We start from the raw sequence: 26,652 nt of genomic DNA, 5'->3' as shown, positions 1-26,652 counted from the left end.
GCACGCTCGCCGGCCTCCGGGCTGACGGCGGCGATTGTTCGTCCCGGCAGCACCTTGATTGGTGCGGATGCGGGTGAGTTGGCGTCCCTGGGGCGGATCGGCGTTTCGTTGTCCGGCAATCTGGAGCAGGTTGCCGACGAGTTCGACGTGCTGATCGATTTCACCCTGCCGGACGTGATGCTGAAAAACCTGGCGTTCTGCCGCAAGACGGGCAAGGCCATGGTGATCGGCACAACGGGCCTGAGCGCCGAGCAAAAGCAGCTGCTGGTGGAGGCGGGCAAGGATATTCCAATCGTGTTCGCGGCCAATTTCAGCGTCGGCGTCAATCTGTCGCTGAAGCTGCTCGACATGGCGGCGCGGGTGATGGGTGATGAGGCTGACATCGAGATCATCGAGACTCATCACCGGCACAAGATCGATGCGCCGTCCGGTACGGCATTGCGTATGGGCGAGGCGATTGCCGATGCCCTGGGTCGTGACCTGTCGAAGGTGGCGGTGTATGGCCGTGAAGGTCATACCGGTGCCCGCGCCCACGACACCATCGGTTTTGCCACCGTTCGCGGCGGTGATGTGGTGGGCGATCACACGGTGTTGTTCGCAACCGAGGGCGAGCGTCTTGAGATCACCCACAAGGCGTCTAGCCGCATGACGTTCGCCAAGGGTGCCGTGCGTGCGGCGCTGTGGCTTGAGGGTCGTGCGCCGGGCCTGTACGACATGCGCGACGTGCTGGACCTGCATTAAGAAGTAGCTAAAACGGGGTCTCAGGAATATGCTGAGGCCCCGTTTTTACCCGCTAGGCGACGTCCTGTCGCATTCCCCTGCCTTTAAGGCTCATTAGCGGTGGACCAAAAAAGCCTTTTTCTGTAAGCTACAGCTTTAGTGTGTCCACTAAAAGCGCGCAGAATAATTCAGTGAAGAAGCGGGGTGACGTGTCCATACGTCACTCCGCTTTTTTACAACCTGCGATCGCCCTTTCAGGCTTTATTTACGGGAGGTCTTCTTGACTAAGCCAGCCATACTCGCCCTTGCTGATGGCAGCATTTTTCGCGGCGAAGCCATTGGAGCCGACGGTCAGACCGTTGGAGAGGTGGTGTTCAACACCGCCATGACCGGCTATCAGGAAATCCTTACTGATCCTTCCTACGCCCAACAGATCGTCACCCTGACCTATCCGCACATCGGCAACACCGGTACTACACCGGAAGACGCCGAGTCTGATCGTGTCTGGTCGGCTGGCCTGGTCATTCGTGACCTGCCACTGGTAGCGAGCAACTGGCGTAACACGATGTCCCTGTCCGATTACCTGAAAGCCAACAACGTTGTGGCGATCGCCGGTATCGATACGCGTCGCCTGACACGCATCCTGCGTGAAAAAGGCTCGCAGAACGGCTGCATCATGGCCGGTGACAACATCTCCGAAGAAGCAGCGATTGCAGCGGCCCAAGGTTTCCCTGGCCTGAAAGGCATGGACCTGGCGAAAGTCGTCAGCACCAAGGAAACGTACGAGTGGCGCTCCACCGTCTGGGACTTGAAGACCGACAGTCACGCGACCATCGAAGCTTCCGAACTGCCTTACCACGTCGTGGCCTACGACTACGGTATCAAGCACAACATCCTGCGCATGCTGGTCGAGCGCGGTTGCCGCGTGACCGTGGTGCCTGCGCAGACCCCGGCCAACGACGTACTGGCCCTGCAGCCGGACGGCGTGTTCCTGTCCAACGGCCCGGGTGACCCGGAGCCTTGCGACTACGCCATCAAGGCGATCAAGGAAGTGCTGGAAACCGAGATCCCGGTATTCGGCATCTGCCTCGGCCACCAACTGCTGGCCCTGGCCTCCGGCGCCAAGACCCTGAAAATGGGTCACGGCCACCACGGTGCCAACCACCCGGTGCAGGACCTGGACACCGGCGTCGTGATGATCACCAGCCAGAACCACGGTTTTGCGGTGGATGAAGCGACGCTGCCGGGCAACGTCCGGGCGATTCACAAGTCGCTGTTCGACGGTTCCCTGCAAGGTATCGAGCGCACCGACAAGAGCGCGTTCAGCTTCCAGGGCCACCCTGAAGCAAGCCCGGGCCCGAACGACGTAGCGCCGCTGTTCGACCGTTTCATCAATGAGATGGCCAAGCGACGCTAACTGAGCGGCCTGAGGGCGGCCCGGGAAACCGGCGGCCCCCTCGGGCTCTTCAAAGATTGTTCAAGACGGCTTGCCGACTGACCTGCGGATTTGAGTGACAAACCCATGCCAAAACGTACAGACATAAAAAGCATCCTGATTCTCGGCGCTGGCCCGATCGTGATCGGCCAGGCCTGCGAATTCGACTACTCCGGCGCCCAGGCCTGTAAAGCCCTGCGCGAAGAGGGCTACCGCGTCATCCTGGTGAACTCCAACCCGGCCACCATCATGACCGACCCGGACATGGCCGACGCCACCTACATCGAGCCGATCAAGTGGCAGACCGTTGCCAAGATCATCGAGAAAGAGCGTCCGGACGCCCTGCTGCCAACCATGGGTGGCCAGACCGCCCTGAACTGCGCACTGGACCTGGAGCGCGAAGGCGTCCTGGAGAAGTTCGGCGTAGAGATGATCGGCGCCAATGCCGACACCATCGACAAGGCTGAAGACCGTTCGCGTTTCGACAAGGCCATGAAGTCCATCGGCCTTGATTGCCCGCGTTCCGGTATCGCCCACAGCATGGAAGAGGCCAACGCGGTCCTTGAGCGCCTGGGCTTCCCGTGCATCATCCGTCCGTCCTTCACCATGGGCGGCACCGGCGGCGGTATCGCTTACAACCGTGAAGAGTTCGAAGAAATCTGCGCCCGCGGCCTGGACCTGTCTCCGACCAAAGAGCTGCTGATCGACGAATCCCTGATCGGCTGGAAAGAATATGAGATGGAGGTTGTCCGCGATAAGAAGGACAACTGCATCATCGTCTGCTCGATCGAAAACTTCGACCCGATGGGCGTGCACACCGGTGACTCGATCACCGTTGCGCCGGCACAGACCCTGACGGACAAGGAATACCAGATCATGCGTAACGCCTCTTTGGCGGTGCTGCGTGAGATCGGTGTGGAAACCGGTGGCTCCAACGTCCAGTTCGGCATCTGCCCGGACACTGGCCGCATGGTTGTGATCGAGATGAACCCGCGTGTATCGCGTTCTTCGGCGCTGGCATCGAAAGCTACCGGCTTCCCGATTGCGCGCATCGCCGCCAAGCTGGCGATCGGTTACACCCTGGACGAGCTGCAGAACGAAATCACCGGCGGCGCAACGCCAGCTTCCTTCGAGCCGTCGATCGATTACGTCGTCACCAAGCTGCCACGTTTCGCTTTCGAGAAATTCCCGAAAGCCGACGCCCGCCTGACCACTCAGATGAAGTCGGTCGGTGAAGTCATGGCCATCGGCCGGACCTTCCAGGAGTCCCTGCAGAAAGCCCTGCGCGGCCTGGAAGTGGGCGTTTGCGGTCTGGACGAGAAGCTCGACCTGAGCAACCCGGAAAGCATGAGCGTGCTCAAGCGCGAGCTGACCGTGCCGGGTGCCGAGCGTATCTGGTACGTGGCCGATGCTTTCCGCGCCGGCATGACCGTCGAAGACATCTTCGGCATGAACATGATCGACCCGTGGTTCCTGGTGCAGATCGAAGATCTGATCAAGGAAGAAGAGAAGGTCAAGACCCTCGGTCTGTCCTCCATCGACCGCGACCTGATGTTCCGCCTCAAGCGCAAAGGTTTCTCCGACATGCGTTTGGCCAAGCTGCTGGGCGTGACCGAGAAGAACCTGCGCACCCATCGCCACAAGCTGGACATCTTCCCGGTCTACAAGCGCGTTGATACCTGTGCGGCCGAGTTCGCCACCGACACCGCATACATGTACTCCACCTACGAGGAAGAGTGCGAAGCCGCGCCGTCGGGCCGCGACAAGATCATGATCCTGGGCGGCGGTCCAAACCGTATCGGCCAAGGCATCGAGTTCGATTATTGCTGCGTACACGCCGCTCTCGCTCTGCGCGAAGACGGGTACGAGACCATCATGGTCAACTGCAACCCGGAAACTGTTTCTACTGACTACGACACTTCCGACCGTCTGTACTTCGAGCCGGTAACGCTGGAAGACGTACTGGAAATCTGCCGTGTCGAGAAGCCAAAAGGCGTGATCGTCCAGTACGGCGGCCAAACCCCGTTGAAACTGGCGCGCGCACTTGAAGCTGCTGGCGTGCCGATCATCGGTACCAGCCCTGACGCTATCGACCGCGCCGAAGACCGTGAGCGCTTCCAGCAGATGGTTGAGCGCCTGAACCTGCGTCAGCCGCCAAACGCCACTGTGCGCAGCGAAGACGAAGCGATCCGCGCGGCCAGCAAGATTGGTTACCCGCTGGTGGTGCGTCCGTCCTACGTACTGGGCGGCCGGGCGATGGAAATCGTCTACGAAGAAGACGAACTCAAGCGTTACCTGCGTGATGCGGTGAAAGTGTCCAACGACAGCCCGGTGCTGCTGGACCACTTCCTCAACTGCGCCATCGAGATGGACGTGGATGCGGTCTGCGACGGCACCGACGTGGTGATCGGCGCGATCATGCAGCACATCGAACAGGCTGGCGTTCACTCCGGTGACTCCGCTTGCTCGCTGCCGCCATACTCGCTGCCTGCACACATCCAGGACGAGATGCGCGAACAGGTCAAGAAAATGGCCCTGGAGCTGGGCGTGGTCGGCCTGATGAACGTACAGTTGGCGCTGCAAGGCGAAGACATCTACGTCATCGAAGTCAACCCGCGCGCCTCGCGTACCGTGCCGTTTGTTTCCAAGTGCATCGGTGTTTCCCTGGCAATGATTGCTGCCCGTGTGATGGCCGGTAAGACCTTGAAGGAAATCGGCTTCACCAAGGAAATCATTCCGAACTTCTACAGTGTGAAAGAGGCGGTGTTCCCATTCGCCAAATTCCCTGGTGTGGACCCGATCCTGGGCCCGGAGATGAAGTCCACCGGTGAAGTGATGGGCGTGGGCGATACCTTCGGTGAAGCATTCGCCAAAGCCCAGATGGGCGCCAGCGAAGTGCTGCCTACCGGCGGTACTGCGTTCATCAGCGTGCGCGATGATGACAAGCCGCTGGTTGCAGGCGTGGCCCGTGATCTGATCAACTTGGGCTTCGAAGTCGTGGCCACTGCCGGGACCGCCAAGCTGATCGAGGCTGCCGGCCTGAAAGTGCGTCGCGTGAACAAGGTAACGGAAGGCCGTCCACACGTGGTCGACATGATCAAGAATGACGAAGTCACCCTGATCATCAACACCACCGAAGGTCGCCAGTCGATCGCGGACTCCTACTCCATTCGTCGTAACGCCTTGCAGCACAAGATCTACTGCACCACCACCATTGCTGCTGGCGAAGCTATCTGCGAAGCGCTGAAGTTCGGTCCTGAAAAAACCGTGCGTCGCTTGCAGGATCTACACGCAGGATTGAAGGCATGATCAAATACCCAATGACCGTCCAGGGCGCAAAAGCCCTGGAAGAAGAGCACGCCCACCTGACCAAGGTCGTCCGTCCGAAGCTGAGCCAGGACATCGGTACGGCCCGGGAATTGGGTGACCTGAAGGAAAACGCTGAATACCATGCTGCCCGCGAGCAGCAAGGTATGGTCGAGGCGCGGATCCGTGACATCGAAGGCCGCCTGCAGAATTCGGTGGTTATCGACGTCACGACCATCCCGCATACCGGCAAGGTGATTTTCGGCACCACCGTGGAAATCGCCAACGTCGAGACTGACGAAAGCGTGGTGTACCACATCGTGGGTGAAGACGAGGCCGACTTCAAACTCGGCAAGATCTCCGTCGGTTCGCCGCTGGCCCGCGCCTTGATTGCCAAGGAAGAGGGTGACGTGGTGGCCGTCAAGACGCCTGGTGGCGTGATCGAGTACGAGATTGTCGAAGTTCGTCACATCTGAAAGGCGGCGCCCGCTTCGTGCGGGCGCCATGCTTTGGCAGTTTGCCCAGATGCTTTGGGTTGGCGGCCTATGGCTGTTACATATTGGTGTGCTGCCGGCGCTGGGCCTGATTGGCCTGGCACCGTTGCTGATCGATGAGGTCAGCGGATTATTAAGCGCGTTGCTGGTAGGTTTTGCAGCGGCGTGCGTGACGCTTCAGGCGCTGGTGCTGATCAAGGCCGAAGGCTTGGGGAGTCTGTGGCGGGATATTCGCGGGCAACTGCTGTTGATGGCGCTGTATGCGTGCGCAATGTTTTGCGTGGTGCGCATCTTTCTGCCGGAGGCGTTGCGCTGGCAGCTGTTCAGCTATCTTGTGCTAGGGTTTTCCGGGTTGGTGCTGGTTGTACAGCCGGCGCCAGGATGGAGTGGCAGGGCGTGCGAAGCACGCCCGTGACCCTTGTTTCACTTGAAGCGGTGTACGTTCGACAGTTGCTTGTTGGCGCTGAAGTTCTTGCGATACAGCAGCGCCATCTTGCCGATGACCTGAACCAGGTCCGCTTTGCCAGCCTTGCACAGTTCTGCAATAGCTGCCAGGCGCGCCTCGCGATCAAGGATGCTGACCTTGATCTTGATTAGCTCGTGATCGCTCAATGCGCGTTCAAGTTCGGCTAACACACCTTCAGTCAAACCGTTGTCAGCCACAATCAAAACTGGTTTCAGATGGTGGCCAATGGATTTGTACTGTTTCTTCTGCTCTTGAGTGAGCGGCATAATCTGACCCCTGCGTCTGATCTTGTAAAAAGCGGCGGCCAGTTTACCCGAGCGAGTCCGGGACCGCCCAGTTAATCACGACCCGTTTTATTTTCGAGGTGGCCCGTGGCCCGTTCCAAAACTAGCCTTAAGTGGCTGCAAGAGCATTTCAACGACCCTTACGTCAAAATGGCGCAAAAGGATGGCTACCGTTCCCGGGCCAGCTACAAACTGCTGGAGATCCAGGAAAAGGACAAGTTGATCCGTCCTGGCATGAGCGTTATCGACCTGGGTGCCGCCCCGGGTGGCTGGTCCCAGGTGACCAGTCGTCTGATTGGTGGACAAGGTCGTTTGATCGCTTCCGACATCCTGGAAATGGACAGCATCCCTGACGTGACCTTTGTTCACGGCGATTTTACCCAGGATGAAGTGCTGGCACAGATCCTTGAGGCCGTCGGAAATTCGCAGGTAGACCTTGTGATTTCCGATATGGCCCCCAATATGAGTGGATTACCGGCTGTTGATATGCCGCGAGCCATGTTCCTGTGCGAATTGGCACTGGACCTGGCAGGACGGGTACTGCGTCCGGGTGGTGACTTCCTGGTCAAGGTCTTCCAGGGTGAAGGCTTCGACGAGTATCACAAGAACATCCGCAAACTGTTCGACAAGGTACAGACACGCAAGCCTGACTCTTCCCGGGACAGGTCTCGCGAGCAGTATTTGCTGGGTCGCGGCTTCCGTGGCATTGAAGGCGCTGCCAGTGAAGAGCGTTTTTGAGAAATTTGACGGAGGCGATAGGTTTTTTTATATCGCTTTCGTCACGAAGCTTTACGAATATTGTGTAGTCAAAGTTTCACAAAGGGTTACAGACGGCGCCTGCCAGAGTTGTAGGTAATGTAGTAAGTTAGGCCGGTGAATATCATGCGAAGCACGCGCCAGTAGCGGAGCTTGCTTCAGAGGGTAGTTAATTGAACGATATGGCAAAGAATCTGATCCTGTGGTTGATCATCGCGGCTGTCCTCGTGACGGTGATGAACAACTTCTCCAGCCCTAACGAGCCGCAGACCCTCAACTATTCCGACTTCATCCAGCAAGTTAAGGATGGCAAGGTCGAGCGCGTAGCAGTTGATGGCTACGTGATTACCGGCAAGCGCAACGATGGCGACAGCTTCAAGACCATCCGTCCGGCAATCCAGGACAATGGCCTGATCGGCGACCTGGTGGATAACCACGTGGTTGTCGAAGGCAAGCAGCCTGAGCAGCAGAGCATCTGGACCCAGCTCCTGGTGGCCAGCTTCCCGATACTGGTGATTATCGCCGTGTTCATGTTCTTCATGCGCCAGATGCAAGGTGGTGCGGGAGGCAAGGGCGGGCCGATGAGCTTCGGCAAGAGCAAGGCACGCCTGCTCTCCGAAGACCAGGTGAAAACTACCCTGGCTGACGTTGCCGGTTGCGACGAAGCCAAGGAAGAAGTGGGCGAACTGGTTGAGTTCCTGCGCGATCCGGGCAAGTTCCAGCGCCTGGGTGGCCGTATTCCTCGCGGTGTGCTGATGGTTGGCCCGCCAGGTACCGGTAAAACCCTGTTGGCCAAGGCCATTGCCGGCGAAGCCAAAGTACCTTTCTTCACCATTTCCGGTTCCGATTTCGTCGAAATGTTCGTCGGTGTCGGTGCCAGCCGTGTTCGCGACATGTTCGAACAGGCCAAGAAACACGCGCCTTGCATCATCTTCATCGATGAAATCGACGCCGTTGGTCGCCATCGTGGCGCCGGCATGGGTGGCGGTCATGATGAGCGTGAGCAGACTCTTAACCAGTTGCTGGTTGAGATGGACGGTTTCGAAATGAACGACGGCATCATCGTAATCGCCGCAACCAACCGTCCAGACGTACTCGACCCTGCGCTGCTGCGTCCGGGCCGTTTTGACCGTCAGGTCGTTGTCGGTTTGCCAGACATCCGCGGTCGTGAGCAGATCCTGAAAGTACACATGCGCAAAGTGCCAATGGGCGACGACGTGGCTCCGGCCGTGATTGCCCGTGGTACTCCAGGCTTCTCCGGTGCCGACCTTGCCAACCTGGTGAACGAGGCGTCGCTGTTTGCCGCCCGTACCGGCAAGCGCATCGTTGAAATGAAGGAGTTCGAGCTGGCGAAAGACAAGATCATGATGGGCGCAGAGCGCAAATCCATGGTCATGTCCGAGAAAGAGAAGCAGAACACCGCTTATCATGAAGCCGGTCACGCCATTGTTGGCCGCGTTGTGCCTGAGCATGACCCAGTCTACAAGGTATCGATCATTCCTCGTGGCCGGGCGCTGGGCGTCACCATGTTCCTGCCGGAAGAGGATCGCTACAGCCTCTCCAAGCGTGCCTTGATCAGCCAGATCTGCTCGCTGTATGGCGGCCGGATCGCCGAAGAGATGACCCTTGGCTTCGACGGTGTTACCACCGGTGCCTCCAACGACATCATGCGTGCCAGCCAGATTGCGCGGAACATGGTGACCAAGTGGGGTCTGTCGGAGAAACTCGGTCCTTTGATGTATGCCGAGGAAGAAGGCGAAGTATTCCTGGGTCGCGGTGGTGGTGGTCAAGCTGCCAGCTTCTCCGGCGAGACAGCCAAGCTGATCGACTCCGAGGTGCGCAGCATCATTGACCAGTGCTACGGCACGGCCAAGCAGATCCTCACCGACAACCGCGACAAGCTCGACGCCATGGCTGATGCCCTGATGAAGTACGAGACCATTGATGCCGAGCAGATTGACGACATCATGGCCGGTCGTACGCCTCGCGAGCCTCGCGATTGGGAAGGTGGTTCGGGTACTTCGGGCACGCCGCCAGTGGTACAGAACGAACGCCCTGAAGCCCCGATCGGCGGCCCGGCTGCTGACCATTAAGGTTTGAAATGACTTCTGCGTTGTCCTCGACCCGGTTGCCTTGCGGCAGCCGGGTTCTTGATTTGGCCCATACACACGTTATGGGCATTCTTAATGTAACCCCTGATTCCTTTTCCGATGGTGGTCGCTTCAGTCAGCTTGATGCTGCGTTGCGCCATGCGGAAGCGATGGTGGCTGCCGGTGCGACTCTGATTGACGTCGGTGGCGAATCAACCCGGCCCGGTGCGCGCGCAGTTTCTCCCCTGGAGGAGCTGGAACGGGTTGCTCCGATTGTCGAGCGCATCCATCAAGAGCTGGACGTCATCATCTCTGTCGACACCTCGACCCCTGCCGTTATGCGCGAAACTGCGCGGCTGGGTGCAGGGTTGATCAACGATGTGCGCTCTTTGCAGCGCGATGGCGCTCTGGATGCGGCCGCCGCGACGGGGCTGCCGGTTTGCCTGATGCATATGCTTGGCGAGCCGGGCACGATGCAGGACGACCCGCATTACGACAATCTGGTCGGTGAAGTGAAAGGTTTTCTTGCCGAGCGCATGGCTCAATGCGCGGCGGTGGGGATTGCTCCCGAGCGGATAATCCTCGACCCGGGATTTGGCTTTGCCAAGACCTTGCAGCACAATTTAAGCCTGTTCAAGCATATGGAATCCCTGCATGCCCTTGGTCGCCCCTTGTTGGTCGGGGTTTCGCGCAAGAGCATGATAGGTCTGGCGTTGAATCGTCCGGTGGGTGAGCGGCTGCATGGCGGCCTGGCACTTGCGGCACTTGCCGTGGTCAAGGGTGCGCGTATCTTGCGCGTGCATGACGTGGCCGAGACGATAGATGTAGTGCGGATGATCGCAGCGGTTGAATCAGCCGAATAAGAATGATGGAGCACTTATGACTAAAAAGTATTTTGGCACCGATGGCATTCGCGGTCGGGTCGGCGAATTCCCGATTACTCCCGATTTCATGCTCAAGCTGGGCTGGGCCGCCGGCATGGCGTTCCGCAGCATGGGGGCCTGCCGTATCCTGGTGGGTAAGGACACGCGTATCTCGGGTTATATGTTTGAGTCTGCGCTGGAGGCAGGTCTGTCTGCTGCCGGCGCTGATGTGATGCTGTTGGGGCCGATGCCTACGCCGGCGATCGCTTACCTGACACGTACCTTTCATGCTGAAGCCGGTATCGTGATCAGCGCTTCGCACAATCCCCACGATGACAACGGCATCAAGTTCTTCTCAGGCCAGGGCACCAAGCTGCCGGATGAGATCGAGCACATGATCGAAGAGTTGCTGGATGCGCCGATGACCGTCGTCGAATCGAGCAAGCTGGGCAAGGTATCGCGGATTAACGACGCTTCCGGCCGTTACATCGAATTCTGCAAAAGCAGCGTGCCTAGCAGCACCAATTTTGCCGGGTTGAAGGTCGTCATCGACTGCGCCCACGGCGCGACGTACAAAGTCGCACCGAGTGTGTTCAAGGAGCTTGGCGCAGACGTTACTGTACTGTCGGCGCAGCCGAACGGCCTGAACATCAACGACAACTGCGGCTCAACCCACATGGGGCAGTTGCAGGCGGCTGTCCTGGCTGAGCATGCCGACTTGGGCATCGCGTTCGATGGTGATGGCGACCGCGTATTGATGGTCGACCACACTGGCGCGATCGTCGATGGCGACGACCTGTTGTTCATCATCGCCCGTGACCTGCATGAGCGTAACAAGCTGCAAGGCGGCGTCGTCGGTACCTTGATGAGCAATCTTGGCCTGGAGCTGGCCCTGGCAGATCTGGGGATCCCGTTTGTGCGCGCCAATGTCGGTGACCGCTACGTGATTGCCGACCTGCTGGAGCGTAATTGGCAGGTGGGTGGCGAAAATTCCGGTCATGTCGTCTGCTTCCAGCACACGACTACCGGGGATGCGATCATTGCGGCGCTGCAGGTGCTGCTGGCGCTGCGTCGCCGTGAAGAAAGCCTGGCCCAGGCGCGGCAGGCGTTGCGCAAGTGCCCTCAAGTGCTGCTCAACGTGCGCTTTGCAGGCGGTGACAACCCTATCGAGCATCCGGCTGTCAAAGAGGCCAGTGAGCGCGTGACTGCCGCCATGGCGGGGCGTGGCCGGGTCTTGCTGCGCAAGTCGGGTACCGAGCCTTTGGTGCGTGTAATGGTCGAGGGCGAGGACGAAACACAGGTTCGCGGCTATGCCGAAGAGCTGGCAAAACTGGTAACTGAAGTTTGCGCCTGAATTCGGCTTGCCAGTGATGATGTGGTTGGGTAACATCTGCGCCCACTTTGACCGACGAGGTACAGCATGCGTCGCACTATGGTAGCTGGTAACTGGAAGATGCACGGTACCCGCGCCAGTGTCGCTGAGCTGATCAATGGCCTTCGTCATTTGGCCTTGCCTAGCGGTGTTGATGTCGCGGTATTCCCGCCTTGCTTGTATATCAATCAAGTGATTGATGGCTTGAAAGGCAAGTCGATCCAGGTCGGCGCGCAGAACTCTGCGGTGGAATCCATGCAAGGTGCGTTGACCGGTGAGATTGCACCGAGTCAGCTGGTTGATGCGGGTTGCTCCCTGGTGCTTGTTGGGCACTCCGAGCGCCGCCAGATCATGGGCGAGCGTGATGGGACACTCAATCGCAAATTCGCGGCGGCACAGGCTTGCGGCTTGGTTCCGGTGTTGTGCATAGGGGAGACCCTTGAGCAGCGTGAGTCCGGTAAAACTCTTGAGGTTGTCGGGCGTCAGCTGGGCAGCATCATCGAGGAGCTGGGAGTCGGTGCCTTTGCAAATGCAGTAATTGCTTACGAGCCGGTCTGGGCCATTGGCACCGGGCTGACTGCTTCGCCGCAACAGGCGCAGGATGTGCACGCAGCCATCCGCGCGCAGTTGGCGGCAGAGAATTCTGAGGTCGCACGAGGTGTGCGGCTTCTATACGGCGGCAGCGTGAAGGCGGCCAATGCGGTCGAACTGTTCGGCATGCCGGATATCGATGGGGGGCTCATTGGTGGAGCTTCCCTGAATGCAGATGAGTTCGGTGCGATTTGTCGCGCCGCGGGAAACTGAAAAAATGCTGGAAACAGTCATCGTTGTTTTTCATCTGCTGGGTGCACTGGGCGTAGTTGCTCTGGTTTTGCTGCAGCAGGGTAAAGGTGCGGACGCTGGTGCGTCTTTCGGGGCAGGTGCTTCAAATACTGTGTTCGGAAGCCAAGGTTCCTCTACCTTTCTTAGTAAGTTTACTGCTATACTTGCCGCCGGTTTCTTCATAACCAGCTTGGGGTTAGGTTACTTTGCTAAAGAGAAAGCTCATGTGCTGACTCAAGTAGGTCTCCCAAACCCAGCAGTGTTGGAAGTACCAAAAGCAAAACCGGCTTCTGATGATGTCCCGGTGCTTCAAGAGCAAAAGTCGGCTACTCCAGCGACTGACGTACCTCCAGCTCAAGAGCAGAAGTAAGAAGGTTGTAAACGCTGTATTGCCGAGGTGGTGGAATTGGTAGACACGCAACCTTGAGGTGGTTGTGCCCATAGGGTGTAGGGGTTCGAGTCCCCTTCTCGGTACCAATTATCAGGAGAGCCCGCTGTTGCGGGCTTTCTTGTAGGTGGAAGGTTACATTGACCCTGTAAGGGATCGGTCGTATACTTCCGCCCCAGCTTTGTCGCGGGGTGGAGCAGTCTGGTAGCTCGTCGGGCTCATAACCCGAAGGTCGTCGGTTCAAATCCGGCCCCCGCAACCAGTTTTAGCGGAGCCCCTTTTAAGGGGCTTTTTGTTAGCTGGACACTTTCAACGCCGCTGTTCGACGGCGTTTCAAGGATGGGCGTTTCGCCCATTTTTTTATTTTGCACAGCATGCACATACATGCACGAGGGGGTTCAGGTGTCGAGCAAGCTAGAAGAGTTGCAGGCCTTGTTGGCCCCGGTGGTCGTGGCCCTAGGCTATGAATGCTGGGGTATTGAGTTTTCGGCTCAAGGTCGCCACTCAATGTTGCGCGTTTATATCGATAAAGAGGGCGGCGTGCTGGTGGACGATTGTGCCATTGTCAGCCGTCAGATCAGCGGTGTCCTGGATGTTGAAGATCCGATCTCCGTTGAATACACCCTCGAAGTTTCCTCGCCTGGCATGGAACGCCCACTGTTCACTATTGATCAGTTTGCAAAATTTGCCGGTGAACAAGTGAAGATCAAGCTGCGCTCTCCCTTTGAAGGGCGACGCAACTTTCAGGGCCTTCTGCGCGGTGTAGAAGAGCAGGACGTCGTGGTGCAGGTAGAAGACCATGAGTTCCTGTTGCCGATCGATATGATCGACAAGGCCAACATTATTCCCAGTTTTGACTGAGACGCGGATCCCGCGGATCCAATGGCTTGCGAAAGGCGAGGCGTACGATGAGCAAAGAAGTACTGCTGGTTGTTGAGTCGGTATCCAATGAAAAGGGCGTACCGGCAAACGTGATTTTTGAAGCGCTGGAGCTGGCCCTGGCCACTGCTACCAAAAAGCGTTTTGAAGACGAAGTTGATCTGCGTGTGGAAATCAACCGCCACACCGGTGCCTACGAGACTTTCCGTCGCTGGACGGTCGTCGAAGAAGCCGATCTTGATGATCCGGCCATCGAAACCTGGCCGAGCAAGGTTGCTGAAACGCATCCGGGCGCCCAGGTCGGTGATGTCGTCGAAGAAAAGATCGAATCCATCGAGTTCGGCCGCATCGCTGCACAGACTGCCAAGCAAGTCATCGTGCAGAAGGTCCGCGAAGCCGAGCGCGCTCAAGTCGTTGACGCTTATCGCGAGCGCCTGGGGGAAATCATCTCCGGCACCGTGAAAAAAGTCACCCGCGACAACGTGATCGTCGACCTGGGTAACAACGCTGAAGCGTTGCTGGCCCGCGAAGACATCATTTCCCGCGAAACTTTCCGGGTTGGCGTGCGCTTGCGTGCGCTGCTCAAGGAAATCCGCACCGAGAACCGCGGCCCTCAGTTGATCCTGTCGCGTACCGCGCCGGAAATGCTGATCGAGCTGTTCCGCATCGAAGTGCCGGAAATTGCCGAAGGCCTGATCGAAGTCATGGCTGCGTCCCGCGATCCGGGTTCACGCGCCAAGATCGCGGTCCGCTCCAAGGACAAACGCATCGACCCGCAAGGCGCTTGCATTGGTATGCGCGGTTCGCGCGTCCAGGCAGTGTCGGGCGAATTGGGCGGTGAGCGTGTGGACATCGTCCTGTGGGACGATAACCCTGCGCAGTTCGTGATCAACGCAATGTCGCCTGCTGAAGTGGCGGCAATTATCGTTGACGAGGATGCCCATGCAATGGACATCGCCGTTGGCGCAGACAATCTGGCTCAGGCCATCGGTCGCGGTGGTCAGAACGTACGTTTGGCCAGCCAGTTGACCGGCTGGACCCTGAACGTGATGACCGAATCGGACATCCAGGCTAAGCAGCAAGCAGAAACCGGTGACATCCTGCGCAACTTCATCGACGAGCTGGAAGTCGACGAAGACCTGGCACAGGTGCTGGTAGATGAAGGCTTCACCAGCCTGGAAGAGATTGCCTACGTACCGTTGGAAGAAATGCTCAACATCGACGGCTTTGACGAAGACACCGTCAACGAGCTTCGCGCTCGGGCCAAGGATCGTTTGTTGACTAAAGCCATCGCTACTGAGGAAAAGCTGGCAGACGCCCATCCGGCCGAAGACCTGCTCTCGCTTGAGGGTATGGACAAGGATTTGGCGATGGAACTGGCGGTGCGCGGCGTAATTACCCGCGAAGACCTGGCCGAGCAGTCTATTGACGACCTGCTCGACATCGACGGCATTGACGATGATCGTGCCGGCAAGTTGATCATGGCCGCCCGAGCCCATTGGTTCGAGTAATTAGGCGCGGCCTGAGGAGAGAAGTGCATGACGCAAGTCACGGTGAAACAACTGGCCGATGAGGTCAAAACACCGGTAGAGCGCCTGTTGCAGCAGATGCGTGAGGCAGGTCTGCCGCACACCGCCGCCGATGAAGGTGTGAGCGATAGTGAGAAGCAGTCTTTGCTGACTCACTTGAAGAGCAGCCACAAGGCGAAAGTGGAAGAACCGCGCAAGATTACATTGCAGCGCAAAACCACCAGCACCCTGCGTGTTGCTGGCAGCAAGAGCATCAGCGTTGAAGTACGCAAGAAGAAAGTCTTCGTACAGCGCAGCCCGGAAGAAATCGAAGCCGAGCGCAAACGCGAACTGGAAGAACGTCGCGCAGTAGAAAATGCTGCTCGTCAGAAGGCTGAAGAAGAAGCCAAGCGTCGCGCCGAAGAAGAAGCGCGTCGCCAGCCTGCTGCTGCGCAACCTGCTAACACTGAGGCCGTTGCTGCGCCTAGCGCGCCTGTTGAAGCTGTTCGTGAGGCCGCTCCGGTTGCCGCCGCGCCAGCTCCTGCAGCCGACGCTCGCAAACGCGAAGAACCTCGCCGCCCGGACAAACCACGTGCCGACGATAACAATCGTCGTGGCAGTGGCGATGGTGAGCGCAAAAACGCTCCACATCGTGCTTCGGTCAAAGAGAAGGCGCCAGCGCCACGCGTTGCCCCACGTACTACCGACGAAGAAAGCGACAGCTTCCGTCGCGGTGGTCGCGGCAAGGCCAAGCTGAAGAAGCGCAACGCCCACGGTTTCCAGAGCCCAACCGGCCCTGTCGTGCGTGACGTGCAGATCGGCGAGACCATCACTGTTGGCGACCTCGCCAATCAGATGTCGGTCAAGGCTGCTGAAATCATCAAGTTCATGTTCAAACTGGGTACCCCAGCGACCATCAACCAGGTACTGGACCAGGAAACTGCCCAACTGGTTGCTGAAGAGCTGGGCCACAAAGTGACCCTGGTCAGCGACACCGCCCTGGAAGATTCCCTGGCCGAGTCCCTGAAGTTTGAAGGCGAGACGTTCTCCCGTGCGCCAGTCGTGACCGTAATGGGCCACGTTGACCATGGTAAGACCTCGCTGCTCGACTATATCCGTCGTGCCAAGGTAGCTGCAGGCGAAGCCGGCGGCATCACCCAGCACATCGGTGCATACCACGTTGAAACCGAACGCGGCATGGTCACCTTCCTCGACACCCCTGGTCACGCCGCGTTTACCGCCATGCGTGCCCGTGGTGCCAAGGCGACTGACATCGTGATCCTGGTAGTTGCAGCGGACGACGGTGTAATGCCGCAGACCATTGAAGCTGTCCAGCACGCTAAAGCCGCTGGTGTTCCTCTGGTTGTTGCAGTGAACAAAATCGACAAGCCGGGCGCCGATCTCGATCGCATCCGTAGCGAACTGTCGGTTCACGGCGTGACTTCCGAAGAGTGGGGCGGTGATACGCCATTCGTTTCTGTTTCGGCGAAAGTCGGTACCGGTGTAGACGAACTGCTTGAAGCTGTCCTGCTGCAAGCCGAAGTTCTCGAACTGAAAGCAACCCCATCGGCCCCGGGTCGTGGTGTTGTGGTTGAATCGCGTCTCGACAAGGGTCGTGGCCCGGTTGCAACCGTTCTGGTTCAAGACGGTACCCTGCGCCAAGGCGACATGGTCCTGGTCGGTTCGAACTATGGCCGTGTACGTGCCATGCTCGACGAGAACGGCAAGCCAATCAAGGAAGCCGGTCCTTCCATCCCTGTCGAGATCCTCGGCCTGGACGGTACCCCGGACGCTGGCGACGAGATGAGCGTGCTGTCGGACGAGAAGAAAGCCCGTGAAGTGGCTCTGTTCCGTCAAGGCAAGTTCCGCGAAGTCAAGCTGGCCCGTGCTCACGCCGGCAAGCTGGAAAACATCTTCGAGAACATGGGCCAGGCAGAGAAGAAGACGCTTAACATCGTCCTCAAATCTGACGTTCGTGGTTCCCTCGAAGCGTTGAACGGCGCCTTGAATGGCCTGGGTAACGACGAAGTGCAAGTGCGTGTGGTCGGCGGCGGTGTCGGTGGTATCACCGAATCCGATGCCAACCTGGCGCTGGCCTCCAACGCTGTACTGTTCGGCTTCAACGTGCGTGCCGATGCTGGCGCACGGAAGATCGTCGAGCAGGAAGGCCTGGACATGCGTTACTACAACGTCATCTACGACATCATCGAAGACGTCAAGAAAGCCCTCACCGGCATGCTTGGCAGCGACGTCCGGGAGAACATCCTGGGTGTGGCCGAGGTGCGTGACGTGTTCCGCTCGCCGAAATTCGGCGCGATCGCCGGTTGCATGGTTATCGAAGGTGTTGTGCACCGTAACCGTCCAATCCGTGTACTGCGTGAAGACATCGTTATCTTCGAAGGCGAGCTGGAATCCCTGCGCCGCTTCAAGGATGACGCTTCCGAAGTACGTGCCGGCATGGAATGCGGTATTGGCGTCAAGAGCTACAACGACGTCAAGGCGGGTGACAAGATCGAAGTCTACGAGAAGGTCCAGGTTGCTCGCAGCCTCTAACTCGCGTACTTCAAGGGCCACGCAGCGCCCGGGCATGCAAATGCCTGGCCTGTGTCCGGACTCTAAACGCAACGCCCGGTCTGGCTTTTGTCAGGCCGGGCGTTTGCCGCTTTCAGACCCCACGGGTTTCACCGTGTGGCAGCAACAGGTAACAAGACATGGCAAAAGAATACAGCCGTACCCAACGTATCGGCGATCAGATGCAGCGTGAGCTGGCACAGCTGATCCGTCGTGAAGTAAAAGACCCACGTGTTGGCCTGGTCACCATCACCGCCGTTGAAGTCAGCCGTGACGTTGGTCACGCCAAGATCTTCATCACCGTGATGGGCCAGGACAACAGCGAAGAAATCGCGCAAAGCATCAAGGTGCTCAACTCCGCCGCAGGTTTCCTGCGTATGCAGTTGGCCCGTGAAATGAAGCTGCGCAGCGTTCCTCAGTTGCACTTCCACTACGACGAAAGCGTCGTGCGTGGCGCGCACCTGTCGGCACTGATCGAGCGGGCCGTGGCTGAAGACAATCAGCACCCGGAATCCGCCACGCCTGAAGACGCCAAGGAGTAATCGGTGGCTCAGGTCAAACGTATCCGTCGTAATGTCAGCGGCATCATTCTGCTCGACAAGCCCATTGGTTTTACCTCCAATGCGGCGTTGCAGAAGGTTCGCTGGCTGCTCAATGCCGAGAAGGCTGGGCACACCGGCAGCCTCGACCCCTTGGCCACCGGCGTGTTGCCGTTGTGCTTCGGCGAGGCCACCAAGTTTTCGCAATACCTACTCGATTCCGACAAGGGCTACGAGACCCTGATGCAACTGGGCAAGACCACCACCACGGCAGACGCCGAAGGTGATGTTTTGCAGGTTCGCGAGGTGACCGTTGGTCGTGCTGATATCGAAGCTGCCTTACCTGCTTTTCGTGGGCAAATCAGTCAGATACCGCCGATGTACTCGGCTCTCAAGCGTGATGGCCAGCCTCTTTACAAGCTGGCACGTGCAGGGGAAGTGGTGGAGCGCGAACCGCGTTCTGTTACTATTGCGCGCTTGGAATTGCTCGCCGCTGAAGGCGACACTGCCCGGTTGGCGGTGGACTGCAGCAAAGGCACCTATATCCGCACCCTCGTGGAAGATATCGGTGAGCAACTAGGCTGTGGCGCATACGTTGCAGAACTGCGACGCACCCAGGCAGGCCCTTTCACCCTGGCCCAGACGGTCACGCTGGAAGAGCTGGAAGCAGTGCATGCCGAAGGCGGCAACGAAGCGGTTGATCGCTTCCTGATGCCATCGGACAGCGGTTTACTGGATTGGCCATTGCTGCACTTCTCGGAGCACAGCGCGTTCTACTGGCTTAACGGCCAGCCGGTACGTGCACCGGATGCCCCGAAGTTCGGCATGGTGCGGGTACAAGATCACAACGGTCGCTTTATCGGTATCGGTGAAGTGAGCGAAGACGGGCGCATCGCGCCGCGTCGACTGATTCGGTCAGAATGACCGAAACCAGTTTGTGGTAAAAGCGCAGTAGCTTTTACTCAAACTGGAACGAGGGTGGCTGTTAGCAGGCATGGTCACTACTCATTTTTAGATACAGGGATTTGTCCCTGGCCTGTTGAAACTGCCCTTTGGGTGGTTTCCTGAAAAAAGGATTGCCTCATGGCTCTCGACGTTCAAGAAAAAGCACAAATCGTTGCTGACTATCAGCAAGCTGTTGGTGACACTGGTTCGCCAGAAGTGCAAGTTGCACTGCTGACCCACAACATCAACAAGCTGCAAGGTCACTTCAAGGCCAACGGTAAAGATCACCACTCCCGTCGTGGTCTGATCCGCATGGTAAACCAGCGCCGTAAGCTGCTGGACTACCTGAAAGGCAAGGATCTGGGTCGTTATCAGACTCTGATCGGTCGCCTGGGTCTGCGTCGCTAATAAGCGATTGCGCTAGAGGTTGGTTGGCTGTCGTGTGTCAGTGGGTTTCCCGCTGGCCCATGGCAGGCTTCCAGCCTCAAGTTTTATCTGGATACACGTTTTACCCTGGACAGGCGTTGGGCCGATTCCCGACATTGCCCAAGAATTTCGCAAGAAGACAAGTTCCCCAAGAGCCACAAAGAAGGTAGGACACCGTGAACCCGGTTATCAAAAAATTCCAGTTCGGTCAGTCGACCGTTACCCTCGAGACAGGCCGTATCGCCCGTCAAGCCTCCGGCGCAGTGCTGGTCACCGTTGACGACGACGTCACCGTATTGGTGACCGTTGTAGGCGCCAAGACCGCTGACCCAAGCAAAGGCTTCTTCCCTCTTTCCGTTCACTACCAGGAAAAGACTTACGCTGCCGGTAAGATCCCTGGTGGTTTCTTCAAGCGTGAAGGCCGTCCTTCCGAGAAAGAAACCCTGACTTCCCGACTGATCGACCGTCCGATCCGTCCGCTGTTCCCAGAAGGCTTCATGAACGAAGTGCAGGTTGTCTGCACCGTCGTTTCCACCAGCAAGAAGACCGATCCGGACATCGCTGCGATGATCGGTACCTCGGCGGCCCTGGCCATCTCCGGTATTCCTTTCGATGGCCCGATCGGCGCTGCCCGTGTTGCATTCCACGAAAGCACCGGCTACCTGCTGAACCCGACTTACGAACAACAGAAAGCTTCGAGCCTGGACATGGTCGTTGCCGGTACTTCGGAAGCCGTGTTGATGGTTGAATCGGAAGCCAAAGAGCTGACCGAAGACCAGATGCTGGGCGCTGTACTGTTTGCTCACGACGAGTTCCAGGTTGTGATCAACGCTGTCAAGGAACTGGCCGCTGAAGCTGCCAAGCCAACCTGGACCTGGGCTCCTCAGCCAGAAGCTACCGCACTGCTGGGCGCTATCCGCTCCGAGTTCGGCACCGCTATCTCCGACGCCTACACCATCACCATCAAGGCCGACCGTTACGCTCGCCTGGGTGAGCTGAAGGACCAGGTTGTTGCCAAGCTGTCCGGTGAAGAAGGCCAGCCTTCTTCCAGCGAAGTCAAAGCAGCCTTCGGCGAAATCGAATACCGCACCGTTCGCGAAAACATCGTTAACGGCAAGCCACGTATCGACGGCCGCGACACCCGCACCGTACGTCCGCTGAACATCGAAGTCGGCGTTCTGCCAAAAACCCACGGTTCGGCCCTGTTCACCCGCGGTGAAACCCAGGCCCTGGTTGTTGCAACACTGGGTACTGCCCGTGACGCACAGCTGCTGGACACCCTGGAAGGCGAGAAAAAAGACCCGTTCATGCTGCACTACAACTTCCCTCCGTTCTCGGTAGGTGAGTGTGGTCGCATGGGTGGCGCTGGCCGCCGCGAAATCGGTCACGGCCGTCTGGCCCGTCGTTCGATTGCAGCCATGCTGCCTGCCGCCGACGTGTTCCCGTACACCATTCGTGTTGTGTCGGAAATCACCGAGTCCAACGGTTCCAGCTCCATGGCTTCGGTCTGCGGTGCTTCCCTGGCTCTGATGGATGCCGGTGTACCGATGAAGGCACCGGTTGCCGGTATCGCCATGGGTCTGGTTAAAGAAGGTGAGAAGTTCGCCATCCTGACCGACATCCTGGGTGACGAAGACCACCTCGGCGACATGGACTTCAAAGTAGCCGGTACCGCCAAAGGTGTTACCGCGCTGCAGATGGACATCAAGATCAAAGGCATCACCGAAGAAATCATGGAGATCGCTCTGGGCCAAGCCCTGGAAGCGCGCCTGAACATCCTCGGTCAGATGAACCAGATCATTGGTCAGTCCCGTACCGAACTGTCGGAAAATGCTCCGACCATGATCGCGATGAAAATCGACACCGACAAAATCCGTGATGTTATCGGTAAAGGCGGCGCGACCATTCGTGCGATCTGTGAAGAGACCAAGGCTTCGATCGACATCGAAGACGACGGCTCGATCAAGATCTTCGGCGAAACCAAGGAAGCGGCTGAAGCGGCACGTCAGCGCGTCCTGGGTATCACTGCTGAAGCCGAGATCGGCAAGATCTACGTCGGTAAGGTTGAGCGCATCGTCGACTTCGGCGCATTCGTCAACATCCTGCCGGGCAAGGACGGTCTGGTTCACATCTCCATGCTGAGCGATGCTCGCGTTGAGAAAGTGACCGACATCCTGAAAGAAGGCCAGGAAGTGGAAGTGCTGGTACTGGACGTGGACAACCGCGGCCGTATCAAGCTATCCATCAAGGACGTAGCAGCAGCCAAGGCTTCGGGCGTTTAATCACCCCGTCGCTGCAAGCTGAAAAAGGACTCTTCGGAGTCCTTTTTTTATGCCTGCGGGAAAGTGTCGCGAAATCAGGCGTTTAGCCATACCCCAAAAGCCGCAACTTGCATGCAGGCACGTTCGTCTTCATGCAAGTTGCACGATTCCGAAAATCACCTGTTTTCATAACGTATTGTTTTATAAGGATTTAATTGGTCGCATCGAGTTGGCACACTGTCTGCAATATCCCTGTTAACGCTGCAGCATCAAGGTTTACGTACTGCAGACTTTTAATAAAACAGGAGTTACTCGTATGAAGAAGTTCGCTCTCGCTACTGCTACCGCTCTGACCCTGGCCATGGGTGCTAACGTAGCCTTTGCTCAGACTTCCCAAGCCCCTATGACGCTGGCGGCCGGTGAAGTCACCAAGGCTAAAGAGTCCACTTCGGATACCTGGATCACCACCAAAGTCAAAGCTGACCTGCTGACCGAGAAAGGTATTCCTGGTTCGGACATTAAGGTTGAGACCAACAAAGGTGTGGTTTCCCTGTCCTCGACAGTTGCTATCTCCGACGCTCAGAAAGCTACTGCTGTAGCGATCACCAAGAAAATCAAAGGCGTAACCGCAGTTTCGGCTGACGGCCTGATGGCTGGCGGCGCTACCAAGGCTGATAACGTCGACAAAACCAAAAGTGCAGCTGCTGGTGCCAAAGAGTCCACCTCGGACACTTGGATCACCACCAAAGTGAAAGCTGACCTGGTAACCGAGAAAGGTATTCCTGGCACCGACATCAAAGTCGAAACCAACAAAGGTGTAGTTTCCCTGTCGTCGACCGTCGCAGTGACTGAAGCGCAGAAAACTACCGCGGTGAACATCACCAAGAAAATCAAAGGCGTTAAAGCTGTATCGGCCGACGGCCTGAAAGCAGAGTAACGCTTAACGAATCGCCTGAGCTAGGCGGAGGCGGCCACGAGCGAGTCTAGTTATCCGCTCAATGCACCTCACAGGTTCATGCGACCGACCACACGGATGTGGTCATTACAGGCCCCGGCACTTGTGTCGGGGCCTGTTCTATTGTGGGTAGAAAAGTGGGGAGGTCAGCGAGGCTCTTGTGGCGAGGGGGCTTGCCCCCGTTGGGCTGCGTAGCGGCCCCTTGGTATGACGACGGTGATCCGCCTGAATGACCGCGACGCCCTCATTGGGGCCGCTACGCAGCCCAACGGGGGACAAGCCCCCTCGCCACAGGTACTCAGCGGGTGCCGGTTTATTCGGCATCCAGATGCATCGGTGTTACCACCCGACCATCTTTCTCCGCTTCCCCAAGGTTTGCATCGATAAAGTAAACCCGCTCATCTTCCAGCTGCGCCTTGTCTACCAGGTAGTCCTTGATCGCGCTGGCGCGGTCCTGGCCCAGTTGGCGCAGCAACACGTCACTGCCACTCCAGAACTTGATCACACCGTCCCGCAGCTTGGCGGTGCGCTCGTCATTGCTCAGGTCTTTCCATTCGGCCGGAGGCTGTTGTTTCAGGCGGGTGCGGTAGATGCCTTCCAGCAGCGGCGCCTTTTCCTTTTCCGGTACTTCGAGCAGCGACGCCTGGGCCGGCACCTTGTCGCCACGGCGCTGGAGGATCTTGTAGTAGTTGTACTGGTATTCGCGTTCCAGCCGTTGTGCGGCCAAAAGCGGGCCGTCACTGCTGGCAGCGGCGGTGCCTTCGATCTCCAGGCGCAGCGCTGGGCGCTCCTTGAGGGCTTTGGCCAGGCTGTCGAGGGCCGACTGGGAATCCTTGCTCAGCTCGCTGGAGCCTGCGGCAAACGACACGTTGCCAAGGTCTTGGGCACCACCACCGCTGATCAGGCCGCCAATGAACTTGAATGGCGCCGTGGCCGCACGTACTACCAGGTTGCGCAGGGTCTGCCAGACAATCGGCATGACGCTGAACTGCGGGTTGTTCAAGTCGCCGGTCACCGGCAGTTCGATCGAGATCTTGCCGTCGGAGTCCTTGAGCAGGGCTATCGCCAGGCGAATCGGCAGGTCCACGGCGTCGGCGCTGTCGACCTTCTCACCCAGTTGCAGTTGCTCGACTACCACCTTGTTTTCGGCCTTCAACTGGCCCTTGGTGATGACGTAATGCAGGTCCAGGTTGAGCCGACCCTTGCGGATGCGGAACCCGGCAAACTTGCCCGAGTATGGCGTCAGGGTGGTCAGTTCGACGCGTTTGAAGCTGGTGGCGATATCCAGTGCGGCCATCGGGTCAAACGGATTCACGCTGCCCTTGATGGTGACCGGTGCATAACGGTCAACCTTGCCCTTGACGTCGACGCTCGCCGGTTTGGCCTGGCGACTGTCAATGGTGCCGATCTGGCCGTTGAGCTGCTGGATGGCCGTGGCGAAGTTCGGGGTCAGGCTGAAGTCGGCGAAGTTGGCCGAGCCGTCGTTGATCGCAATTTGACCAATATGAATGCCCAGGGGCTTCTCTTTGCTGGCCGCAGGTTTCGCCGCGGACTTGCCGGGGCTGTTGGCCGGCTGCGGGATCAGCAGGTCATCGATGTTGGTGGTGCGGTCATCGTTGATCATGAAGCGCGCATAGGGCTGCAACAGGTTGACCTTGTCGATCGACAGGCTGTCGCCATGTTGATAATTCACGCCTTCCAGCACCAGGCGCTGCCACTTGAGGAAGTCGCGGGTCTTCATGGTGTCCAGGGTGTGCAACTGGTCGACCTGGGCCCGGCCGGTCACCTGGAATGCCAGGGGGGCGGTGCTTTTCAGGTTCACGTCGAGGTTGCTGCCGAGCATGCCGCTACGCAGTTCCAGGCGGATAAACGGGCTGATATAGGACTGGGCGACGCGCAGGTCGATGTCTTTGGTGTCCACTTTCAGCTTGGCGCTGACCGGGCTCAGGTTGACCTGGCCGGTCGCCTCGAGCTTGCCTTGTTTGCCTACGCCGGTATCGAGCTTGAGGGTAAAAGGGCTCTGGTTAAGGCTGTCGAAACCCTGCAGGTCAAGGTTCAGCGGCCCGACTTCCAGGGCGACTGCCGGTTTGGCCGAGCGGTCAGCCAGATGCACTTGATAGTCGCGCAGTTGCACGTCCTTGAGCAGCACTTGCCAAGGCTTGCTCGGCGCTGCCGGTGCAGGTTTTGGCGAGTCGGCGGTAGCGGGTGCGGTGGCTGGCTCGGCTGCGGGTGCAGTTGCAGGTTTGCTCGGTTGGCTGGCAAACAGCTTCTGCCAGTCCAGCTGGCCGTCGGCTTCAAGGGCGGCCCAGGTTTCGAGTTTATTACTGCGGATCTTGCCGACGATCACTTGCTGTTTGGCCAGGTCCACGGTGGTTTCGCTGACGTCCAGCTTCTGCAGGCGCGCGAGCGGCCGGCCATCCGGTGCCTTGATCGCAAACGGCGCGACACTCAGGGCGACGTTGGTCAGGTTCAGCTCGGTTTCCTTGGCCAGGCTCAGCTTGTAGTCGGTGCTGAAGTTGAGGATGCCGTCTTCCAGAACCAGCGGCACCGCGTCACGTACATACGGCCACCAGACTTTCATCTTGCCGTCAGTAACCTTGAGTTTGCCCTCGGAGGCGATCGGGATCAGGCTGAAGTTGCCGGTCCAGTCGATCTGGCCGCCTTCAGGGCCGGCTGCCACCAGGGTCATGTCGGCGTTGTCATCGGGCAGCGTGCTGAGGTTTTTCAGCTCGAAATCGAGTTTGTCGTAGAGAAACTCGATCGGCTCGCTCGGGCGCAAATCCTGGAAGTGCACATAGCCGCCTGCCAGCTTGATGTTATCGATGCGCAGCGGGAATGGCTTGGCGTTCGGATCGGTTGGTGTTGGTTCGCTGGCCGGGAGTTTGAACAGCTGCGCCAGGTTGAGCTGGCCGGATTTGTCGAACAGCAGCTCGGTCTTGGGCTTGTCGAGTTGTACGTCGGCCAGGTGCAGGGCGCGGGTCCAAAGGCTGTCGATCTGCAGGTTGGCATAGAGGCGTTCAAAGGCCACTTGCTCCTTGCCCGGCTCACCGATATTCAGGCCCCACACGGTCAGTTCGAGGCTGAACGGGTTGAGCTCGATACGCTCGACACGCGCCGGCACCGTGGCGTAGTTGGCCAACTGTTGGTTGGCCACGCGAAGGGCAATGCCGGGGAGAATCAGGAAGCCCAGCAAGCTGTACAGGGCAAGGGCGGTCAGCAAGGCGCCAGCGGCGCGAATCAATCCTTTGGGCATATGTGACGCCATCTATGTCAATCAAGAGTGCCTTGGAGTATGGCACGGGTTTACGGTTCCGAAGAGCCGGGCCTTTATTACTGCGCCCTGACCCTTTTGGGACAAGTCCTACAGTTGCAGGATCAGGGTCTTCAGCGGTGGTTGCTGGTCGTGGGACGGGAAGTCTGCGCCGGGTGTCATGACCTGCCAGTCGCGCACCGGGCGCCCGGCCTTTTCCGCGCAGCGCAGGACTTGGTCACGCCAGTCGTCCATGCCGACTTTCGCCAGGTTGTTGCAGCAGATCAGCACGCCGTTGTCGGCCGTGGCCAGCAGCGCCGGC

The 26,652-nt window shown here is 58.4% G+C and carries 21 protein-coding genes, 2 tRNA genes and 1 pseudogene; 21 read left to right on the top strand and 3 right to left on the bottom strand.

Annotated elements, in window-relative coordinates:
- The 5 genes from dapB to HX846_RS01230 all read left to right on the top strand — a co-directional run.
- The coding region (gene dapB / locus HX846_RS01250; RefSeq protein ID WP_178964822.1) for a 4-hydroxy-tetrahydrodipicolinate reductase at window positions 1-741 on the top strand (741 nt) is incomplete at its 5' end.
- Between the two features lie 259 nt (window positions 742-1,000).
- The gene (gene carA / locus HX846_RS01245) at window positions 1,001-2,137 is read left to right on the top strand and encodes a glutamine-hydrolyzing carbamoyl-phosphate synthase small subunit (protein ID WP_003212214.1); all 1,137 of its coding nucleotides are present in this window, start codon (window positions 1,001-1,003) and stop codon (window positions 2,135-2,137) included.
- A 105-nt stretch (window positions 2,138-2,242) separates the two neighbouring features.
- Window positions 2,243-5,464, top strand: coding sequence for a carbamoyl-phosphate synthase large subunit (gene carB / locus HX846_RS01240; protein ID WP_003212212.1), 3,222 nt, complete (start codon window positions 2,243-2,245; stop codon window positions 5,462-5,464).
- The gene (gene greA / locus HX846_RS01235; RefSeq protein WP_003212209.1) at window positions 5,461-5,937 is read left to right on the top strand and encodes a transcription elongation factor GreA; all 477 of its coding nucleotides are present in this window, start codon (window positions 5,461-5,463) and stop codon (window positions 5,935-5,937) included. The genes carB and greA overlap by 4 nt, the downstream gene beginning before the upstream one ends.
- A gap of 28 nt (window positions 5,938-5,965) precedes the next feature.
- On the top strand, window positions 5,966-6,370 hold the full coding sequence (locus HX846_RS01230) for a hypothetical protein (RefSeq protein ID WP_003212207.1): 405 nt from the start codon (window positions 5,966-5,968) through the stop codon (window positions 6,368-6,370).
- Window positions 6,371-6,378: 8 nt separating this feature from the next.
- On the opposite strand, the gene yhbY is transcribed toward HX846_RS01230, so the two are convergent.
- Window positions 6,379-6,687 carry a ribosome assembly RNA-binding protein YhbY gene (gene yhbY, locus HX846_RS01225; RefSeq protein ID WP_087693400.1) on the bottom strand — a complete coding sequence of 103 codons (309 nt, stop codon included), beginning with the start codon at window positions 6,685-6,687 and terminating at the stop codon, window positions 6,379-6,381.
- Between the two features lie 105 nt (window positions 6,688-6,792).
- Between yhbY and rlmE the strand changes: the two genes are divergently transcribed.
- The 16 genes from rlmE (at window position 6,793) to HX846_RS01145 (ending at window position 23,062) form a co-directional block, all read left to right on the top strand.
- Window positions 6,793-7,443: a 23S rRNA (uridine(2552)-2'-O)-methyltransferase RlmE gene (rlmE, locus tag HX846_RS01220; RefSeq protein ID WP_003212203.1), complete on the top strand. Its 651-nt coding sequence runs from the start codon at window positions 6,793-6,795 to the stop codon at window positions 7,441-7,443.
- Between the two features lie 200 nt (window positions 7,444-7,643).
- Entirely contained in the window at window positions 7,644-9,554 is a 1,911-nt protein-coding gene (ftsH, locus tag HX846_RS01215) for an ATP-dependent zinc metalloprotease FtsH (RefSeq protein WP_008436840.1), read from the top strand.
- Window positions 9,555-9,562: 8 nt separating this feature from the next.
- Window positions 9,563-10,414 carry a dihydropteroate synthase gene (gene folP, locus HX846_RS01210; protein ID WP_087693399.1) on the top strand — a complete coding sequence of 284 codons (852 nt, stop codon included), beginning with the start codon at window positions 9,563-9,565 and terminating at the stop codon, window positions 10,412-10,414.
- 16 nt (window positions 10,415-10,430) lie between these two features.
- The gene (gene glmM, locus HX846_RS01205) at window positions 10,431-11,768 is read left to right on the top strand and encodes a phosphoglucosamine mutase (RefSeq protein WP_087693398.1); all 1,338 of its coding nucleotides are present in this window, start codon (window positions 10,431-10,433) and stop codon (window positions 11,766-11,768) included.
- Window positions 11,769-11,834: 66 nt separating this feature from the next.
- The gene (gene tpiA, locus HX846_RS01200; protein ID WP_003212194.1) at window positions 11,835-12,590 is read left to right on the top strand and encodes a triose-phosphate isomerase; all 756 of its coding nucleotides are present in this window, start codon (window positions 11,835-11,837) and stop codon (window positions 12,588-12,590) included.
- A 4-nt stretch (window positions 12,591-12,594) separates the two neighbouring features.
- The gene (gene secG, locus HX846_RS01195) at window positions 12,595-12,978 is read left to right on the top strand and encodes a preprotein translocase subunit SecG (RefSeq protein WP_026078118.1); all 384 of its coding nucleotides are present in this window, start codon (window positions 12,595-12,597) and stop codon (window positions 12,976-12,978) included.
- Between the two features lie 21 nt (window positions 12,979-12,999).
- Window positions 13,000-13,085: transfer RNA gene (locus tag HX846_RS01190), tRNA-Leu, on the top strand.
- 96 nt (window positions 13,086-13,181) lie between these two features.
- A tRNA-Met gene (locus HX846_RS01185) sits at window positions 13,182-13,258 on the top strand.
- Between the two features lie 140 nt (window positions 13,259-13,398).
- On the top strand, window positions 13,399-13,857 hold the full coding sequence (gene rimP / locus HX846_RS01180) for a ribosome maturation factor RimP (protein ID WP_003235029.1): 459 nt from the start codon (window positions 13,399-13,401) through the stop codon (window positions 13,855-13,857).
- A gap of 47 nt (window positions 13,858-13,904) precedes the next feature.
- Window positions 13,905-15,386 (top strand): transcription termination factor NusA, encoded by a 1,482-nt coding sequence (gene nusA / locus HX846_RS01175; RefSeq protein WP_003212187.1) that lies wholly within the window; start codon window positions 13,905-13,907, stop codon window positions 15,384-15,386.
- A 27-nt stretch (window positions 15,387-15,413) separates the two neighbouring features.
- Window positions 15,414-17,936, top strand: coding sequence for a translation initiation factor IF-2 (gene infB, locus HX846_RS01170; RefSeq protein ID WP_003212186.1), 2,523 nt, complete (start codon window positions 15,414-15,416; stop codon window positions 17,934-17,936).
- 158 nt (window positions 17,937-18,094) lie between these two features.
- Window positions 18,095-18,496 carry a 30S ribosome-binding factor RbfA gene (gene rbfA / locus HX846_RS01165; RefSeq protein ID WP_003212184.1) on the top strand — a complete coding sequence of 134 codons (402 nt, stop codon included), beginning with the start codon at window positions 18,095-18,097 and terminating at the stop codon, window positions 18,494-18,496.
- Window positions 18,497-18,499: 3 nt separating this feature from the next.
- Window positions 18,500-19,417, top strand: coding sequence for a tRNA pseudouridine(55) synthase TruB (gene truB / locus HX846_RS01160; RefSeq protein ID WP_003212182.1), 918 nt, complete (start codon window positions 18,500-18,502; stop codon window positions 19,415-19,417).
- A gap of 159 nt (window positions 19,418-19,576) precedes the next feature.
- Window positions 19,577-19,846, top strand: coding sequence for a 30S ribosomal protein S15 (rpsO, locus tag HX846_RS01155; RefSeq protein ID WP_003177875.1), 270 nt, complete (start codon window positions 19,577-19,579; stop codon window positions 19,844-19,846).
- A 194-nt stretch (window positions 19,847-20,040) separates the two neighbouring features.
- Window positions 20,041-22,146 (top strand): polyribonucleotide nucleotidyltransferase, encoded by a 2,106-nt coding sequence (pnp, locus tag HX846_RS01150; RefSeq protein WP_003212180.1) that lies wholly within the window; start codon window positions 20,041-20,043, stop codon window positions 22,144-22,146.
- A 295-nt stretch (window positions 22,147-22,441) separates the two neighbouring features.
- Window positions 22,442-23,062, top strand: coding sequence for a BON domain-containing protein (locus HX846_RS01145; protein WP_003212178.1), 621 nt, complete (start codon window positions 22,442-22,444; stop codon window positions 23,060-23,062).
- A 331-nt stretch (window positions 23,063-23,393) separates the two neighbouring features.
- Here HX846_RS01145 and HX846_RS01140 read toward each other — a convergent pair whose 3' ends face one another.
- On the bottom strand, window positions 23,394-26,333 hold the full coding sequence (locus tag HX846_RS01140) for a DUF748 domain-containing protein (protein ID WP_003212176.1): 2,940 nt from the start codon (window positions 26,331-26,333) through the stop codon (window positions 23,394-23,396).
- Window positions 26,334-26,441: 108 nt separating this feature from the next.
- Window positions 26,442-26,652, bottom strand: a pseudogene (locus tag HX846_RS01135) (SAM-dependent methyltransferase); the annotation flags it as partial.

Source organism: Pseudomonas sp. K5002 (genome assembly GCF_013386655.1).
In the GTDB taxonomy this organism is placed as follows: Bacteria; Pseudomonadota; Gammaproteobacteria; order Pseudomonadales; family Pseudomonadaceae; genus Aquipseudomonas.
Note: the sequence above shows the minus strand (reverse complement) of the source record. Positions and strands in the feature narration are given on the sequence as shown.